This window comes from Streptomyces sp. NPDC002125 (genome assembly GCF_053593715.1).
Map to the genome: position 1 here is coordinate 1 of NZ_JBSFDD010000033.1, position 16,927 is coordinate 16,927.

At 70.4% G+C, this 16,927-nt stretch carries 12 protein-coding genes; 7 read left to right on the plus strand and 5 right to left on the minus strand.

The window, feature by feature from the left end:
• A partial coding sequence (locus ACWCQM_RS35750) for a phosphopantetheine-binding protein (RefSeq protein ID WP_450919235.1) occupies positions 1–1,347 on the plus strand: 1,347 nt, incomplete at its 5' end.
• A gap of 118 nt (positions 1,348–1,465) precedes the next feature.
• Entirely contained in the window at positions 1,466–2,380 is a 915-nt protein-coding gene (locus ACWCQM_RS35755; RefSeq protein WP_267076974.1) for a proline iminopeptidase-family hydrolase, read from the plus strand.
• 78 nt (positions 2,381–2,458) lie between these two features.
• Here ACWCQM_RS35755 and ACWCQM_RS35760 read toward each other — a convergent pair whose 3' ends face one another.
• Positions 2,459–4,057, minus strand: coding sequence for an AMP-binding protein (locus ACWCQM_RS35760; protein ID WP_450919236.1), 1,599 nt, complete (start codon positions 4,055–4,057; stop codon positions 2,459–2,461).
• A gap of 201 nt (positions 4,058–4,258) precedes the next feature.
• On the opposite strand from ACWCQM_RS35760, the gene ACWCQM_RS35765 reads away from it, so the two are divergent.
• Positions 4,259–4,516, plus strand: coding sequence for a phosphopantetheine-binding protein (locus tag ACWCQM_RS35765; RefSeq protein WP_450919237.1), 258 nt, complete (start codon positions 4,259–4,261; stop codon positions 4,514–4,516).
• A gap of 46 nt (positions 4,517–4,562) precedes the next feature.
• On the opposite strand, the gene ACWCQM_RS35770 is transcribed toward ACWCQM_RS35765, so the two are convergent.
• Both ACWCQM_RS35770 and ACWCQM_RS35775 read right to left on the minus strand, forming a co-directional pair.
• The gene (locus ACWCQM_RS35770; RefSeq protein ID WP_450919238.1) at positions 4,563–5,510 is read right to left on the minus strand and encodes an ACP S-malonyltransferase; all 948 of its coding nucleotides are present in this window, start codon (positions 5,508–5,510) and stop codon (positions 4,563–4,565) included.
• Positions 5,511–5,767: 257 nt separating this feature from the next.
• On the minus strand, positions 5,768–7,006 hold the full coding sequence (locus ACWCQM_RS35775; protein ID WP_450919239.1) for a beta-ketoacyl-[acyl-carrier-protein] synthase family protein: 1,239 nt from the start codon (positions 7,004–7,006) through the stop codon (positions 5,768–5,770).
• Between the two features lie 367 nt (positions 7,007–7,373).
• Here ACWCQM_RS35775 and ACWCQM_RS35780 point away from each other — a divergent pair, with 367 nt between their 5' ends.
• Together ACWCQM_RS35780 and ACWCQM_RS35785 are read left to right on the plus strand one after the other, a co-directional pair.
• Complete coding sequence (locus ACWCQM_RS35780) at positions 7,374–8,165, plus strand: thioesterase II family protein (RefSeq protein WP_450919240.1); 792 nt, start codon at positions 7,374–7,376, stop codon at positions 8,163–8,165.
• 268 nt (positions 8,166–8,433) lie between these two features.
• Entirely contained in the window at positions 8,434–8,643 is a 210-nt protein-coding gene (locus ACWCQM_RS35785; RefSeq protein WP_450919241.1) for a hypothetical protein, read from the plus strand.
• Between the two features lie 319 nt (positions 8,644–8,962).
• Here the strand turns inward: ACWCQM_RS35785 and ACWCQM_RS35790 are convergent, their stop codons facing one another.
• Positions 8,963–11,788 (minus strand): LuxR C-terminal-related transcriptional regulator, encoded by a 2,826-nt coding sequence (locus tag ACWCQM_RS35790; RefSeq protein ID WP_450919242.1) that lies wholly within the window; start codon positions 11,786–11,788, stop codon positions 8,963–8,965.
• A gap of 921 nt (positions 11,789–12,709) precedes the next feature.
• On the opposite strand from ACWCQM_RS35790, the gene ACWCQM_RS35795 reads away from it, so the two are divergent.
• Positions 12,710–14,311, plus strand: coding sequence for an MFS transporter (locus tag ACWCQM_RS35795; protein WP_450919243.1), 1,602 nt, complete (start codon positions 12,710–12,712; stop codon positions 14,309–14,311).
• 279 nt (positions 14,312–14,590) lie between these two features.
• Here the strand turns inward: ACWCQM_RS35795 and ACWCQM_RS35800 are convergent, their stop codons facing one another.
• Positions 14,591–15,526, minus strand: coding sequence for a LysR family transcriptional regulator (locus ACWCQM_RS35800; protein ID WP_450919244.1), 936 nt, complete (start codon positions 15,524–15,526; stop codon positions 14,591–14,593).
• Between the two features lie 138 nt (positions 15,527–15,664).
• Between ACWCQM_RS35800 and ACWCQM_RS35805 the strand changes: the two genes are divergently transcribed.
• Positions 15,665–16,909: an MFS transporter gene (locus ACWCQM_RS35805; protein WP_450919245.1), complete on the plus strand. Its 1,245-nt coding sequence runs from the start codon at positions 15,665–15,667 to the stop codon at positions 16,907–16,909.
• Positions 16,910–16,927 lie beyond the last annotated feature (18 nt).

Sequence of the window (16,927 nt, forward strand, 5' to 3'; positions counted from 1 at the left end):
CTCTTCGACACGGCGATGGGTCTGGATGATCCGGCGCTCGTCCCGATCCAGCTCGACCTGCCCACCCTCCGACGAACCGCCGACAACCTCCCCGAGCTCCTCCACGCCCTGGCCCCGCCGACCCGGCGACGTTCCGCCGCGGGCAAGGCCGATCCTGGTGCCCTGCGTCGCAAGCTTGATGCGCTGGACGCGGACGGGCAGCACGAGCTGCTCCAGGAGCTGGTCACCGGACTCGCCGCCGGCCTGCTCGGGTACCAGGACGCCGGGGGCCTCGATCCCGAACGTGACTTCCTGGAGCTGGGCTTCGACTCACTCATGGCGATGGAAATGCGGTCCGCGCTCAGCGAGGCGATCGGGCTGCGGCTGCCGTCGATGGTGGTCTTCGACCACAAGAGCGCTGCGGCGCTCGCCCGCTTCCTCCTGGACGAGATCTCCGTGGCCGGTCCGGCCTCCGGTGCGGCGTCCGCCGACGGTACGCCGGATGCGGGGACGGGCACGGGACGTCCGTCCGGCGCGGCAGCGGACACTCTCAGCCAGCTGTTCCGCGAGGCCCTCCAGAACGGCCCGCTCCAAAAGGCGATGACCATGCTGAACGCGGTCGCGGAGACGCGGCCAGCCTTCACCTCGGCCTCGGACATACCCGCCCTCCCGGTCCCTGTCCGGCTGATGGAAGGGCCCGCCGGTCGTACACGGCTGATCTGCCTGAGTACACCCATGGCTACCAGCGGGGTCTACCAGCACGCGCACATCGCCAACCACTTCAAGGGCGTCCGCGGGGTGGCGGGCATTCCGCTGCCGGGCTTCGTGCGTGGCGACAGCCTGCCTGCCACGAACGACGCCGCCGCCGAGGTGCTGGCGGAGGCCGCCCTGGAGGCCGCGGGTGGCGAACGGTTCGTGCTGGCCGGCTACTCGGCGGGCGGCATCCTCGCCCACGCCGCCGCGATGCATCTCGAACAGCGCGGCATGCGTCCTGCCGGCGTCGTCCTCATGGACTCCTATCTGCCCGACGTCTCCAACGCGCTGCTCGACGGCCTGCTGGAGACCATGCTGGAGATGGAGCAGACGTTCGACGGGTTCGACAGCGCCCGGCTGTCCTCCATGGGCCGCTACAGCAACATGCTCGGCTCGTTCCCTCTGGAGGGGCTGCGTGCCCCGGTGCTCTTCCTGCAATGTGCCAGGCCGTTCCCCGGTGCGGACACGGACGGGCCGGGCGACGCCTGGCAGGCCGCGCCATGGAACGCGACCCAGACGGTACGAGGAGTGGGCGCGAACCACTTCACCATGCTGGAAGAGGGCGCGCAGGACTGCGCGCGAGCGATCGAGGAGTGGCTCGGCACGCTGGACTGACATACACGTGGCCGGGGGCCGCCGGAGCGTTCCGTGCCCAGTGCTCGGGCGCTCCGGTGCTCGCTCCCTGACCGACCGACGAGTTGCCGACCGTGCGACCGATGAAGGGTGATCGAACATGAGTGTGGCCGCCGGGTCCCAGCGGGCCGTGACCAAGGGCACTGTGCCATTCGGCGAGTACCGGACCTGGTACCGCATCACCGGGGACGTGACCTCGGACAAGCCCGCGATCGTCGTGGTGCACGGCGGTCCGGGCAGTACCCACGACTACCTGCAGAACATGGCGGTGTTCGCCGACCACGGCTGGCCCGTCGTCCACTACGACCAGCTGGGCAACGGCGGTTCCACCCATCTGCCGGACCGCGGCGCGGACTTCTGGACCGTGGACCTCTTTCTCGCGGAGCTGGACAACCTGCTCGGCGAGCTGGGCCTCGCCGACAACTACGTCCTCTTCGGCCAGTCCTGGGGAGGACTCCTGGTGGCCGAGCACGCCGCCCGGAAGCCCGCCGGGCTGCGCGGGCTCGTCATCGCCAACGCGCCGGCCTCCTACCCGCTGTGGCTCCAGGAGATGGAGGTGCTGCGAGCCCAGCTGCCGCCCGGCGTCAACGAGACGCTGCTGCGCCACGAGGCGGCAGGGACCACCGGGTCCAACGAGTACTACGAGGCCATGGGCCCGTTCTACGATCGCCATGTCTGCCGGATCAAGCCGTGGCCGCGGGACTACCAGGCCTCGTTCTACGAGGTGTACAACGACCCCACGGTCTACTTCACGATGAACGGGCCGAGCGAGTTCCACGTCATCGGCACCCTGCGTGACTGGGGTGTGGAGGACCGCCTCGCCGACATCGAGGTGCCGACCCTCGTGCTCTCCGGCCGCCACGACGAGGCGACGCCCGTCACGGTGCGGCCGTACGCGGAGCTGATCCCGCAGGCGCGGTGGGAGATCTTCGAGGACTCCAGCCACCTGCCCCACCTCGAGGAGCCCGAGCGGTTCGTCGAGGTGATGCTCGGCTATCTGCGCGAGCGGCGCTGACGACAGGACGGCAGGGTACGGGGAAGGGGGGCCGCCGCTCGGCGGCCCCCCTTCCCCGTACCCCTGACTGTCGCGCCGTCAGGAGCCGAACAGCGCCGTGGCGCGGTTGGTCAGCGCCTTGCGGTCGATCTTGCGGTTGGAGTTGAGGGGGAACGCCCCGAGGTGCTCGTACCGGCGCGGGAGCATTCCGGCCGGCAGGATCTCCCGCAGGACCCGGGCCAGTACCGCCGGAGAGGTACGTGTGCCGGTGTAGAACACCACCAGTTCCGAGCCGCCCTCCGCCTGCTGCACCACCGTGAGGGCGTCCTCCACCCCGGGGCAGGAGCGTACGGCGTGGTCGACCTCGGCCAGCTCCACACGCCAGCCCTGGAGCTGGATCTGCGAGTCGAGCCGTCCGAGGTAGATCAGTTCGTCACTGCCGGGCAGCCGGCGCACCCGGTCCCCGGTGCGGTACCAACGGCGGCCGTCGCGCTCCAGGAAGCGGCCCTCGTCGTCCGTGGGGTCGAGATAGCCGACGGTCATCTGCGGTCCGGTGACGCAGAGTTCGCCCTCGTCCTCGGCAACGGACCCGTCGTCCGCGAGCAGCAGTTGGTCATGTCCCGCATGGACCGCGCCGATGGGCACCAGGCCGTTGACCCCGTGCTCGGCCGAGGCCACCGGGTCCCAACGGTGGCCGGTGATGGTGATCGTCAGCTCGGTGGGGCCGTAGATGTTCTCCAGAAGCGAGCCCGGCGCGGCCTCGTGCCAGTCGGCGGCGTCCTTGCAGTGCAACGCCTCGCCCGCGAAGAAGCTCCACCGCAGGGTGGGCAGCGAGTCCGGGGACAGCTGTCCCGTGCGGCGGACGAGGGAGATCGCGCTGGGCGTGGAGAACCACACCGTGATGCCCTCCTCGCGCAGGTGGTCGGGGAGCCGGCGGTAGCTGTGCGCGGGGATGGTGGCGACCGTGGCGCCGGCGCCCCAGGCACAGAACAGATCGAACATCGCGCAGTCGAAGTTGAGGTCGAAGGTCTGCGAGAAGACGTCCTGCGCCGTGAAGTCGTACCGCTCGTCCAGCAGCTGGAAGTAGTGGTGGGTGCTGCCGTGGCTGATGGGCACCCCCTTGGGGTTGCCGGTGGAGCCGGAGGTGAAGAGCATGTAGGCCGTGTCGTCGGCGGCGACCGTCTGCGGGGCGCTCAGCGCCGCCGCGGGGTCCACGGTGACCGGCCGCCAGCCAGTCATCGCGTCGGCGTCGGTGAGGACGGTGCCGTCCGCCGAGGCCGCGAGTACCGCGGTGCGGGGGGAGAGAGATGTGCCCGGGCCGGCGGCGTGGTGCTGGAGCCTGGACAGTGCTGCCGCGCCCTCCTCGTCCACGATGACCGCCTCGACCCCGGACAGTTCCAGCATCCGGCGGGTGCGTTCCATGGGGAAGTCGGGGTTGAGCGGCACCACGGTGGCGCCCGTGTAGAGCCCGGCGAGCAGTCCGACGTACGCCGGAACGGTCTTGCCGGCCAGGACTCCGACCGCGCGGGGCGGGGTGCCGTCGGCGCACAGGGCGCCGGCCCAGGTGAGGGCGAGGTCGTGGGCCTCGCGGTAGCTGAGTGCGAAGGCGGTGCCGATCCGCAGGGCCGTGCCGTGCGGGGATATCTCCAGGCCGCGCAGAAAGCGGTGATGGAGCGCGTGCTCGACGGTGCCGGACATACTTCCTCCTGTGGGTCGTCGTTTCCCGCAGGCCGCGCATAACCGTGATCCCGGATGCCGGCCCAGGGACAGGGGTTTCCCTGGACGCGTTAAGCGGGACAGGGGTTGGTAGCGGTTGTTCGGGTTCTTCCAGGGCGATTAGCGTCACCATCCTTGGACAGGTTCGCTGTTATAGCCGGAAGCGGAATGGGGCCCGAACACATGAGTACGTGGGACAAGGAATTCGAAGGAATCATCCGCAGCTATCTGCCGTTCCTTTCGGCGGACGAGCCGCTGGAGGAGGACGCCGGACTGCGGGATCTCGGCCTGGACTCCATGGGCACCGTGGAACTGCTCGCGGCGCTCGAGAATTCCTATGGTGTCCGCTTCGTCGACGAAGCACTGAGCATGGAGACCTTCGCGACGCCCGGAGTGCTCTGGGCCAGGACTTCGGAGCTGAAGCACGTCACGCACGGCTGACCGGAGTCGGCCGTGCGTGTGCGGCGGGGTTCGCGGGGGCTTGGCCTCAGCGGGCCCCGCCGCGGCGTTGCGGGCGCAGTGCCAGCCGCGGATCGACCGCCGTGACCTCGAAGTTGCGGGTGGCGACGGAGACACGTCCGAACAGCGCGTCCTGGCCGGCGATGAACAGCCGGCCGACACCGCGGTCGCGGAGCGCGGTCAGAGCGTCCGGCCAGTGGACCGCGCGGACGCAGCCGTCGAGTACGAGCTCGCGCACCTCGGCCCCGGTGGTCAGCAGCTTCCCGTCGTGGTCGGAGATCACCGGCAGCCGCGGATCGCTGAACTCCAGCCCCGCGAGCGCCTCCTCCTCGATGCGTGCGCGCAGCCCGGCGAAGGCCGGAGAGTGCATGGGCGGGTGCATCACGTACAGCGGCAGCCCGCCCAGGGCGCGCAGCCGCAGCTGGAGCCACTCCAGGCGGGACCGCGACAACGTCAGCATGGCGAAGTCGTCGTCTACCTGGCAGGTGATGTCGTGCCACTCGCCCATGGCATCGAGCTCGTCGCGCACGGTGCGCAGCGTCTCGGGCGGGGTCCGGGCGAAGGAGAGGGTGACCGCTTCGCGGTGCTCCGTGGCGAAGTAGTCGTCCAGCACCCGGGCGAAGCGCGCGGTCATCGTCACACCGTCGGCGAAGTCGAGCGCCCCGGAGTGGACTGCGGCCGCCTTGTTGCCGAAGCTCGGCCCCACGCATACCGTGGGCTCGCAGCCGAGGGCGGCCTCGGCCCACTGGGCCAGTGCCAGACTGTTGACGAGAAAGGCGACCTGGGCGTATTCCGAGTAGTCGCCCTCCGTGTCGCGATAACGGTCGATGAGGGAGTAGCCGAGCCGTTCGTCGGCGGCGGCCACCAGCTTCCGGGCCTGCGGGTTGATCACCATGAATCGGGCCACGTCCTCGAACCGGGTGGGTCCCATCCCCGGGAAGACCACGGCATGGCCCGTGCGAGTCTCCTTGTCCATGGCGACAGTGTTGGCGTTGCGGGCGAGGGCACAGCACCCCTAGCCGCCCCTAAGGGCCGTCCCGGAATCCCTGGCGGGCGGACGACGACAGCTCTACGGCACCTCGCCGGCTTGTCGGAACACCCTCATACGTCCCGTTTGCGGACGTCCCTCCGCCGTGCGATGCACCGTATCCGTCGCCGCGCGCCGATCCACCGGAGAATACGGGGCAGCCCTTGAGTCGCAGGCCGGCAGGCCTCTTCCGTGTGCCCCGCCGTTCAGGAGGCCGCCCCTTCGAGCACCAGAACCGCGTTGTGTCCGCCGAACCCGAATGTCGTGGACATTCCGACGGCGCGCCGTCCCGGCGCGATGGTGAGCGGCACGGCGTCCAGGACGTGCCGCAGCACCCCGAGCGAGGCGTCGGGATGCCGCAGTCCCACGGTGGGTGGCGCGACCCTCGCGTTGAGAGCCATCAGCGTGACGATCGCCTCGACCGCGCCTGCCGCTCCCATCAGATGGCCGGTGGCGGATTTGGTGGAGGACATGGGAAGGGCGTCCAGGGCGCCGGCGAGCACACCGCGCATCGCGGCGATCTCCAGGCGGTCGTCGCGCGCGCTGCCGGTGGCGTGCGCGTTGAGGTAGCTCAGCGCGTCAGGGGTGACGCCCGCGTCGTCGAGGGCCTGCCTGACGGCGTCCATGGCGGCCACCCCGTCCTCGGCGGGGGAGAGCTCATGGAACGCGTCGCAACTGGAGCCGTAGCCCAGAATCTCCCCGAGGACGGGCCGGCCACGCCGTTCGGCGCTCTCCGCGGACTCCAGGACCAGCACGCCGGCGCCCTCACCCATCAGGAAGCCGTCGCGTTCCTCGTCGAACGGGACGGAGATCCCGGTGGGGGACATGATTCCGGCGTTCAGATAGGCAGCGCGCATGAAGTTGGTCAGCGGCGCCTCCGCGCCGCCCACCACCGCCGCGTCCGCAGCGCCGCTGCGGATGGCCCGAACGCCCAGGCCGATGGCCTGAGTTCCTGAGGCGCAGCCTGCCGTGACGCAGTACGTCTCACCCCGCAGCCGGTGGCGGACGGCGATCTGGACAGCGGCCGATTGAGGAGCCATCATCGGCACGGCATGCCGTGAGACCGCATCCGTCCCGTTGCGCCGCATCGTGGTCAGCTGCTCCTCGAAGGTCAGTACCCCACCGGCGACGGAGCCGATGACACACATGACGCGTTCCGGAGTGTGGGGCAGGCCGTCGGACCAGCCGGCCTGCCGGATCGCCTCCTCGGCGGCGACGAGTGCGAGCTGGCTGAAGCGGTCGGTGGCATGGATCCCCTTGCGGCTCAGGACCGCGTGCGGATCGAACGTCTGACAGTGGCCCTCACCGTCGGTCAGTCCGGACTCTCCGTTCACCACCCGGTTGTGGAGGGCCGCCACGCCTTCGCCCAGCGGAGTGACCGCACCGGTTCCGGTGACCATGACACGGCGCCGGGGCGGCGGCGGATGGCGGTCTTCGGTTTTCACTTGTCCTCCGGGAATTTGTGCGATGCAATTGCACGGGTGGGAATTCTCTATGACGGCGGTGGTGTCATCTCTGGCCCATCACACATACCCTTCGATTCCTGAAGCCCGGCCATGAGCCTGGGGCTCCTGGCCTGCGAGCATGGTTCGCGTCCGGAGTTCCGGAAGCGCGACGGCCTTGCAACCGCCCTGTAGAACAGTGTTACCAAGGCATTACGGGCTCACCTATCGCGAGGCGAGAATAGGGGGGTGTCACGGGAGTTCAGGGGTGGTCGATTCTGGCCACTTCGAAACGGCCGGGGGCATACTCGTGGCGTCAGCGCGCGGCTTCCGTCGCAACGGTCAACGCCCGAGAGGAAATCCGACTGCCATGACCGCAGCACCGGCGCAATCCACTGTCTGGGCCCGGCGGTACCACCCGGCCCCGGACGCTGCTGTCCGACTGGTCTGCTTTCCGCACGCCGGTGGGTCCGCCACGTTCTACCTCCCGGTCGCCCGTGCCCTGAGCCCGGCCGTGGACGTCCTGGCGGTGCAGTACCCGGGCCGTCAGGACCGCTACACGGAACCGCCGGTGGACTCCATCCACGCGCTCGCGGACGTGGTGACGGACGAACTGCTGGGAGGCTGGGCCGACAGGCCGCTCGTCCTGTTCGGCCACAGCATGGGGGCCATGGTCGCCTACGAGGTGGCCAACCGGCTCCAGGAGCGCGGCGCTCCCGCTGCGGGCCTGTTCGCCTCCGGCCGTCGCGCGCCGTCCACCTATCGCGACGAGAACGTCCACGCCGCCGACGACGAGGGCATCGTCGCGGAGATGAAGCGCATGCAGGGCACGGACGAACAGGTCTTCGCGGACGAGGAGGTCCTGCGGATGATCCTTCCCGCCGTGCGCAGCGACTACCGGGCGGTGGAGACCTACCAGCACCGGCCGGGGCCCCCGCTGGAGTGCCCGGTCACCGTGCTCGTCGGCGGGGAGGATCCGCAGGTGACGCCGGAGGAGGCACAGGCCTGGGAGCGTCACACCGATGCTTCGTTCCGGCTCCGCACCTACCCCGGCGGCCACTTCTACATCGTCGCCCAGGCCCCCGAAGTCCTCCGGGAGATAGGTGGGTTCACCGACACCGTGAAGCCCACGGGCGGAGGCGCCGCGCTCCCGCTCCGCTGAGCGGACGGACGCGGTGAACGACGTACGGCGCTGCCCTCCGTGCGTCCGGAGGCGGCCCGGAAGGCGAGCTCAACGGTCCGAAGAGCGTGACACCGAGATTCTGGAGGCCCTCATGGGCGCCGAGAAAAGTGTTCCGAACACTCAGTCCGGCCCGCGCGGAACGGCGTCCCTGTCGACCGCCGCCGCAGCCCGCCGCTCCCTCCGGTCTGCTGTGCGCGGCGGGACGGCGGCCGGATCGACCGCGGCCGCCGGGAGGGCTTCCCGGCCGGTGCCGCATCCGCTGTTCGACGATGCGCCGGCACACGTACCCCGCGCGCCGGAGCCCGCGTTCGCCGACCTTCCCGAACTGTCGACCCTGCCGATGGTTCTCGGCTTCGGGTTCTGGGTCCCCGGAGCCGGCGGCGTCGACCGCCGGGCGCCGTCGCCCACCCGGCAGGGCGAAGGGCGCCCGCTGCCCGGTGTCCAGTCCTCCACCTGAGATGCCCGCTGCGGCCGGGTGACCGCACGGGGCCTTCGTCCGACGGATCGCTGACCATGTTCGTGTGGTGAGCGATCCGTCGGCATGCGCCGTGGCCGGCCCGGACGGCGACGGCGGAGCGGAACCGTCCCGGTGCGCCGCCGTCCGTGACGCCATGTGCGTACGGGGGGCCTGATTCGCGAGGGCCTGGGCGGCGTGCTGCCGGCCGTACGGCCTCCACCAGGCAGCCACCCGCGCCACCATCTGCCGTACGAAACGACACCGGCCCCGTCCGCACACAGCGAACGGGACCTGAGGTTGAGCACGTGCGGCGGCGGGTTCAGCCCTGGGCCCGGCCGCCCTCCATCGCACTGCGCCGGTCGGCCAGGCGCGTGGGCAGATTGCTTCTCCGGGTCACCCCGAGCTTGCGGTAGATGCGGGTCAGATGCTGCTCGACCGTGCTCACCGTGATGAACAGCTGCCCGCTGATCTCCCGGTTGGTGAGGCCGCGCGCGGCCAGGGTGGCCACCCTGGCCTCCGCCTCGCTCAGCTGCTCGTGGACCGACGAGGTCGCCGCCCTCGGGCCCGGCACCGTCGGGTCCGGCTCAGGGCTCTCCCGCTCCGCCGGCTCCTCGCCCCCGGTGCGGCAGATCCGGGCTTCCTGCGACGCCCGGCGGGCGGTGGAACGCGCCTGTTCGTTCTGACCGGACCGCTGCAGCGCACGGCTCATCGCCGCGAGAGCACGTGACAGTTCGAGCCGGTCCTCGGATCGTTCCAGAAGGTCGATGGCGCGTTCCAGCAGACCCTGGCGCCGGCTCGGATCGCTGCACGACGCCAGCAGCCGCAGGGCGACCCCCTTCGCGCGGACGTCCAGGCGGGGGTGTTCCAGCTCCTCGGTGACCAGCTGATGGGCCAGGACCGTGCGGCCGAGCCGCATATTGGCCAGGGCGAGGTCGCCCCGCCACGGGAAGAGCGCGGGGAAGTCCAGACCCAGGCGCTCGGAGAGACCCCCGGCGGCCCGGAAGTCGCTGATGGCGGACAACGCCCGGTCGGTGGCCAGGAAGTGGTGGCCGCGCGCCCGCAGATAGTGCGCCCCCCAGACGGTGCTGAACATGGTCTCCGGCACCACCTGACGCAGGTGCTGCGCCGCCGCGTCGTGGTTGTCGAGCGCCGTGTCGACCATCATCAGGATGCTCAGCGGATAGCCGATGAACACGCCCCAGGCGGATGCGGGAAGACGTTCGTAGCCGGTGATGGCGAGCTTCGCCGCGGCGGCGAGATCGCCCTGCCGCAGCGCGATCGCGGCGCGGAGGCACTCCAGGACGGCGAGCCAGGTGGGGGCCAGTCGGCGAGCGGCTTCATCGCGGAGGACGTCGCACCAGCTCACGGCCGATTCGGTCTCGCCGTCGTGCAGCAGGGCGAGGATCGCCGCGACGACCGTTTCGAGTGAGACGTCGTCGAGTGCGCAGTTCTCCAGCACACGACGGGCTTTGGCGGCGGCGTGGTCCACGCCGGTGCGGGTGGACACTGCGGCGAGATCCCATACGGCATGCGCACAGCTGGAGGACCCACCGCCGGTCGGCTCCGCGCTGTGCTCGGGTCTGGTGGCGGGGCGGCGCCACTCCTCCACCGCCGGTCCGTAGACCCAGCGTTCGGCCAGTCTGAGGCAGGCGATCGTGCTGTCGTCGACGGCTCCACCGGAGGCCTCGAGCACTTTCAGCCCCAGCGCGGCGGTCTCGGTCTCGCCCTGCCACAGCGCGTGCCGGACCAGGGTGGCGGTGTCCCGGCGGTTGAGTGTCTCCATGTCGAGACCCTCCGGAAGCAGATCCAGGTGCAGGGCGGAGACCGCCGGGCTGGTCCGCCAGGAGGCGTGGACCAGGGCGAGCCGCGTGTCGTGCTCGGTGCCCGGCGTACAGGCGTTCATCACCAGTTCCAGGTAGCGCACGGCGGTGCAGGAGTCGTCGTGGGCGAGCGCCTGTTCCGCTGCCGCCCGCAGGACTCCCGTGGCCCAGCTCTCCACCACGATGCCGGCCTCGGCGAGGTGCCGTGCGACCGGACGGGGGCCGATGCCCTGCTGGTGCAGGAGCTTGGCCGCCTGGAGATGCAGACGGGTGCGCTCTGTGGTGGAGAGGCTGTTGAGCAGCGTCTTGGCGACGGCCGGATGCCGGAACCGGTAGTTCCCCGGCGTCGGACCGGCGGTGAGGAGCGCCTCCGCGACCAGCGTGTGCAGCACCTGTTCCGTGGTGTCCATGCTGAGTCCGCTGAGCCGGCTCAGCGGACCAGCTGATCCTTCGTCACCGAGCACGGCCAACGCTTCGGCGACTTCGAGGAGTTGAGGATTCCAACGGTAGAGACAGGCCAGCACCGCCTGCTGATAGTGGCTGCCGACCGTCGCCAGCCCGGCCGGTCCCCAACGGCCGGGGGACTCGGCGCCCGCCGTGCGCTGGTCCTCCAGCAGCGCGTCCACCAGCTTGGGATTGCCGCCGGTCAGTTCGTAGTAGGCCGCGACCAGTCCGGGGTCCGGCTGTTCCCCGGTGCGCTGTGTGATCAGTTCGGCGATGCCGTGCTCGGAGAGCGGCACCAGCCGGATCAGGCCGTGCGGGAGCCGGGTGACCTCCGCGTAGAAGCGCGGCAGGGTGGGCTGGGCCCAGTCCCACTTGCTCAGCACGATCATGATCCGTGCCGACTCCATGCGACGGCTCAGGTAGAGCAGCAGCTGGAGGGAGAACGCGTCGGCGAACTGCACGTCGTCGACACCGATGACCAACGGGCGCTCCCGGGACAGCTGCAGAAGCTCGGCGCAGGTGTCCCGCACGGCTCGCGCACCGGATCCGGATAAGGACTCCAGATCCGGGCTACCGGGTGGAGCGGCGACCACGGCCGGGCTGAGCAACGCCGTGACATGCTCGGTGGTCTCGGCGGGAAGCCCCCGGGAGTGGAACAACTGGTCGACGACATCGGCCTGGAGCGACTGGAGCCCGCGTGCGGCGGTCGCGGTCAGACAGAGCGCGCCCATGCGGTCCGCGCGCGCCGCGAACTCCTGCAGGAGTTCGGCCTTACCACTCGTCAGTCCGCCGTTGACGATGAGCAGACGCCCCCTCCCCTCCGCGGTATCCGTGAGCTGGTCGCCGAGATGGCGCAGTGCGTCGACGTACTCAAGAAGCATCGGTGGTACCCCCGTTCCACACCCGAGCCCTGATAAACCGCCACGGGCTGCCGCCTATTGCCTACACACCATTGACTGGAATGGTTCGCATACGAGGTTCTGTGGTCCGCGCACAAGGACGGTCCGTCAGATGGAGTAACGGCCCCCCCAGGCACTCAGCGGCCGACGATAGCACCCCATTCGGCGCGGCTGTACGACGCCAAAGTGAAGGCCGGATTACGTTTGATGGCCACCCGGACCCAATCGGATCCCTCGCGCCGAGAGCCTGTCGCGCTCGCGGAATGTCCGAGCCCACCGGGGGTCTGCGACGGCCTGCGGTGATCAGCCGGGCCACGGCGGGCTGGTCCTCGGGGCGGTCCCGGGGAGTGGCGTTCCCGGCCGGATGCCCGGGTGCTGCTCCATGGTGCGTATACGGCCTGCCACGCCAGGTCAGGCACGAAGCGGGCATGTGTGCGGGCACGTCGCGCTCGTCCTCCGCGTGCAGGGAAAGGCGCCCTGCCGCGCTTGCCACGAGCAGCCCGTTCCCCGCCGGCCCAGGTCGCTGCCAGGCATCTCCCGGCCATGGGCGGCAGCCCCTCGCGGCGCGGCCAGGACCGGGTATGAATGGCCGAATCTCAGGCGTTGGCCGAAAGTGCCCGGGTGTAAGTAATTGGATTCGCGGCGGAATTGCTCGAATCGGGCGCCGACTGCCAGCCAATTTTCGCTCGTTTCAAGCCGACGGGCATGTCGCAGCAATGGCGCATACGAGGTACGGGCACTTTGAGGAGGCCCTGCGCCGCGGCGGTACGGGAACTCGCGGGTACGGCCGGCAGGCATTCGAGGAACGCTGTCCTACCGCGGGCCTAGGGGGCCCTAGGGGTGTTGGGGCGTGAGTGCGGACGAGACGATCGCCGTACCGTTTTCATCAGGAAGGTACAACCGATGACGACCGAGCCTGCCCTCGCAGGACGCAAAGAATGGCTGGCGCTCGCAGTCCTGGCACTGCCGCTGCTGCTGGTGTCGATGGACATCTCCATCCTCTTCTTCGCCGTGCCGGCGATCAGCGCCGACCTGTCGCCCAGCGGTACGCAGCTGCTGTGGGTCTTCGACATCTACGCCTTCGTCCTGGCCGGGCTCCTCGTCACGATGGGGTCGGTCGGCGACCGGATGGGCCGGCGCAAGCTGCTCATGACCGGCACGGTCTTCTTCGGTGGTGCCTCGCTGATCGCCGCCTACGCCTCCAGCGCCGGCATGCTGATCGGCGCCCGCGCCCTCCTCGGCGTCGGTGGCGCCTGCCTGCTCCCGTCCACGCTCTCGCTGATCCGCAGCATCTTCACCGACGCGACGCAGCGGGCGAAGGCCCTCGGGGTCTGGTCGGCCGTCCTGATCTCCGGTGTCTCCCTCGGCCCGGTGCTCTCCGGGGTGATGCTGGAGTTCTTCTGGTGGGGCTCGGTGTTCCTCATCAACGCCCCGGTGATGGTGCTGCTCCTGCTCCTGGCGCCCCGGCTGCTGCCGGAGTTCAAGGACCCGCGGCCCGGGCCGTTCGACGCGCTCAGCTGTGTGCTGTCGCTCGGCGCGATCCTCCCGGTCATCTACGGGATCAAGGAGCTCGGGGCGGACGGCTTCGAGGTCGTGCCGGTGGTGGCGATCGCCGTCGGCCTGGTCGTCGCCTTCCTCTTCGTCCTGCGCCAACGCACGGCCGCCGCACCGCTGCTGGACCTGGCGCTGCTCCGGACCCGCGCCTTCCGCGGCGGAGTGGTCTTCGCGATGATCGCCTCCTGGGTGATGATCGGCTTCGCGATCTTCACCACGCAGTATCTGCAGTCGGTCCAGGGGATGTCGGCGCTGGAGGCCTCTCTGTGGAGCCTCACCCCCTCGGTCGGGATCTTCCTCGCCACCGGAGTGTCCACCGGCCTGGCGCAGCGAGTGGACCACGCGTTCATCGTGGGTGGAGCGTTCGTCCTCACCGCCGCCGGTCTGCTCTTCCTCACCCAGGTCCGCGCGGACTCCCCGCTGTGGATGGTGCTGGTCGGCGCGGGCGGGCTGTCCGCCGGTGTCGCCGCCACGATGCCCCTGCTCACCGGCATGGTGGTGGGCTCCGCTCCGCCGGAGAAGGCGGGCATCGCCTCCGCCACGCTCCAGACCGGCCAGGAGCTGGGCGGCGCGGTGGGTCTGGCCACTCTCGGCACACTCGGCAGCGCGGTGTACAGCAGCAATCTGGACGGTTCGGTGCCCGACGGGCTGCCTGCCGAGGCGCTGGACGCGGCGAGGGAGACCCTCGCGGCGGCGGTCCTGGTCGCCGGTGAACTCCCCGACGACGTGGGCGGTGCGCTGCTCACCGCGGCGCGCGAGTCCTTCACCGACGGCCTGAACGCGGCGGCACTGGCCGGCTCGGGTGTCCTGCTGCTCGCCGCCCTGCTGGTCGTGCTGCTGCTGAGGGGCGCCGCAGGACCTGCCACGGCGACACCGTCCGGGGCCGCGGACGAGCAGGACGGGTCTGCCGCTGCTCCCGATGCCGTGAACCCCGTGGCAACGAAGAGCTGAGACAAGAAGCAGGTGTCATGGGCCGCTGCCCCACCATGTGTGGGGCAGCGGCCGTTTTCTTGTGCGCGTCATTCGAAGCGCCATCGAATCGGTCGGTGGGGACCCGGTGGAGACGGCGGTTCGGAGATCGCCCATTCGACTGAATGTCAGCATCCATTGTCGCGAGGAGTGACGAATACGCTGTCCCGCCTTTATCCGAGGCGAGTTGGCGCGGCACCGGACGTCCATTGATCCGGGAAATGAACGCCGAGTTCGGTAATCGGTGAAGGTCGGGGCTGTTCAGCGTGGAACCACCCAGCCCGGTGCCCAGGTCCCGGCGGCGCCATGGCCGGCCGCCGTGGCGGCGAGGTGGGCGCGGAGGGTGGTCAGCGCCGGGTGGGGGTTGTCGCGGTGCCAGAGGAGCGAGTGCGGGTAGACGGGCGTCGGGTCGGTCACCGGAATGCGGCGCAGACCGTGGCCGTCGGGCCAGATGAGGCGGCTGTGCTCGCCCATGAAGGTGGCCAGGGCCGGGGTGTCGGCGATCGTGTCGAGGAGCGCGTCCGAGCCGAAGTTGGGGCCGGTCACCTCGATGGTGAGGCCGAACTCGGCGACGAGGTCGTCGTAGTAGGCGCCCCATTCGGTACCGGGGGCGACGCCGGGCATCCAGATCCGGTGCCCCGTGAGCTGGGCGACGGTCACCGACCGGGCGGCGGACAGCACGTGGGCGGGACCGGTGAGGAGCTGGAGCGGCTCGTCGAGCACCCGGACGGACTCGATGTCCTCGGGAAGGGGCAGGCCGGGCGCGGCGACGGCGCGGAAGGACGCGTCGATCGTGCCGGAGCGAATGGCGGTGACCGCGGTCTCGAAGCCGAGCAGCATCATCACGTCGAGGTCGATCTCGGGGTGGGCGCGGTGGAAGCCGCGCATCAGGCTCGACTGCGCGCTGCGTGAGGCGAGCACGTCGACGCGCAGCGGACGGTGGCCGGGGCGCACGGACGCGCCCGCACGCTCGGCGACGCGGAGCAGCTCGCGTGCGTGGGGCAGGAACGCCTGCCCGTCGATGGTGAGCTCGACACCGCGCGGGGCGCGGGTGAACAAGCGCACGCCGAGGGCGCGCTCCAGCGTGGCGATGCGCTTGGAGACGGCCTGCTGGGTGATCGACAGGTCGGCGGCGGCCTTCTGGAACTGGCCCGCTTCCGCGACGGCGGCGAAGGTGCGTACTGCTTCGAGATCCACGCCGACCCACCTTAGTGAACAACTGGTGGTTGTGGATTGCTGGCGCACCGGTTGTTTGACCTGCCATTGCTCTGCCCGCTTAACTCTCTTCGGTCAACGTCGGCTTGTCCGGGTGTGACCCCGAGGGGAGTGCTGACCATGGTGGGCAGGAGACGGCTGGGCCGGCGGTTCGGCTGGCTGTGGGCGTCGTACGCGATGAGCGCGTACGGGTCCGGGCTGGGGTTCGGCGCGTTGCCACTGATCGCCGTGCTGGTGCTGCATGCCGGACCCGCCGAGGTGTCCGGGCTGTCCGCGGTGGGCCCTGCGGTGGGTGCGCTGATCGCGGTGCCCCTCGCGCCGTGGGTGGAGTTCCGGCGCAAGCGCCCGGTCATGATCACGATGGACCTGGCCCGGTTCGCGGCCATGGCGACGATCCCCGTGGCCTACGCCTTCGGACGGCTCGGTTTCGTCCAGCTGCTGGTGGTCTCGGCCGTGGTCGCCGCAGCCAGGATCGCGTTCAACGCGGCCAGTGGCGCCTACCTCAAGGCCCTCGTCCGACCGGACGACCTGCTCGTCGCCAACGCGCGGTTCGAGTCCACGAACTGGAGCTCCATCGCGGTGGGGCCACCGCTGGGCGGGGCGGCGACCGGCCTGTTCGGGCCGGTCACCACCGTGGTGGCCGACGCGCTCAGCTACCTGCTCTCCGCGCTGGGCATCACCGCGATCCGGGGCCAGGAACCGGCGCCGCGAACGACCGGCAGGAGCCCGGCCCGGGCGGGTGCGCTGCTCGACGGCTGGCGTCACATCATGGGCCACCCCGGTCTGCGGCCCCTCTACCTCAACCAGATGCTCGTCGCCGGTCTGATCATGGCCACCGAGCCGCTGCTGGCCGTGCTCCTGCTTCGCCAGTTCGGTTTCCCACCCTGGCAGTACGGCCTCGCCTTCGCCGCCCCCTGCCTCGGCGGACTCATCGGCTCGCGGCTGGCCCGCCGAGTCGTGGCCCGCTTCGGCCGGCACCGGGTCTTCCGGACCGTCGGCACCCTGCGTGCCGTCTGGCTGATCGGCCTGGCCTTCGTCGGTCCCGGCGTCATCGGCCTCGTCACCGTGATGGCCGTCCAGCTGGCGATCATCATCAGCATGAGCCTGTACGGCCCGGTGCTCGCCACCTACCGGCTCGAACACACCCCCGGGCATCTTGTCGCCCGCACCCTGACGGCTTGGTCGATCGGCCAGCAGGCGTCCATCGCCGTCCTCACCGCGCTCGCCGGTCTGCTCGCCGACGTCACCGGCCCACGCACCGCTCTCACGGTCGCGGGACTGCTCATCCTGGCCAGCCCGCTCCTGCTTCCCCGGCAGGACCGGACGTCACAGCACGAGCCGGAACTGTCCCGCGGCCACTCATGAGGCACCCTGTGGACCGTT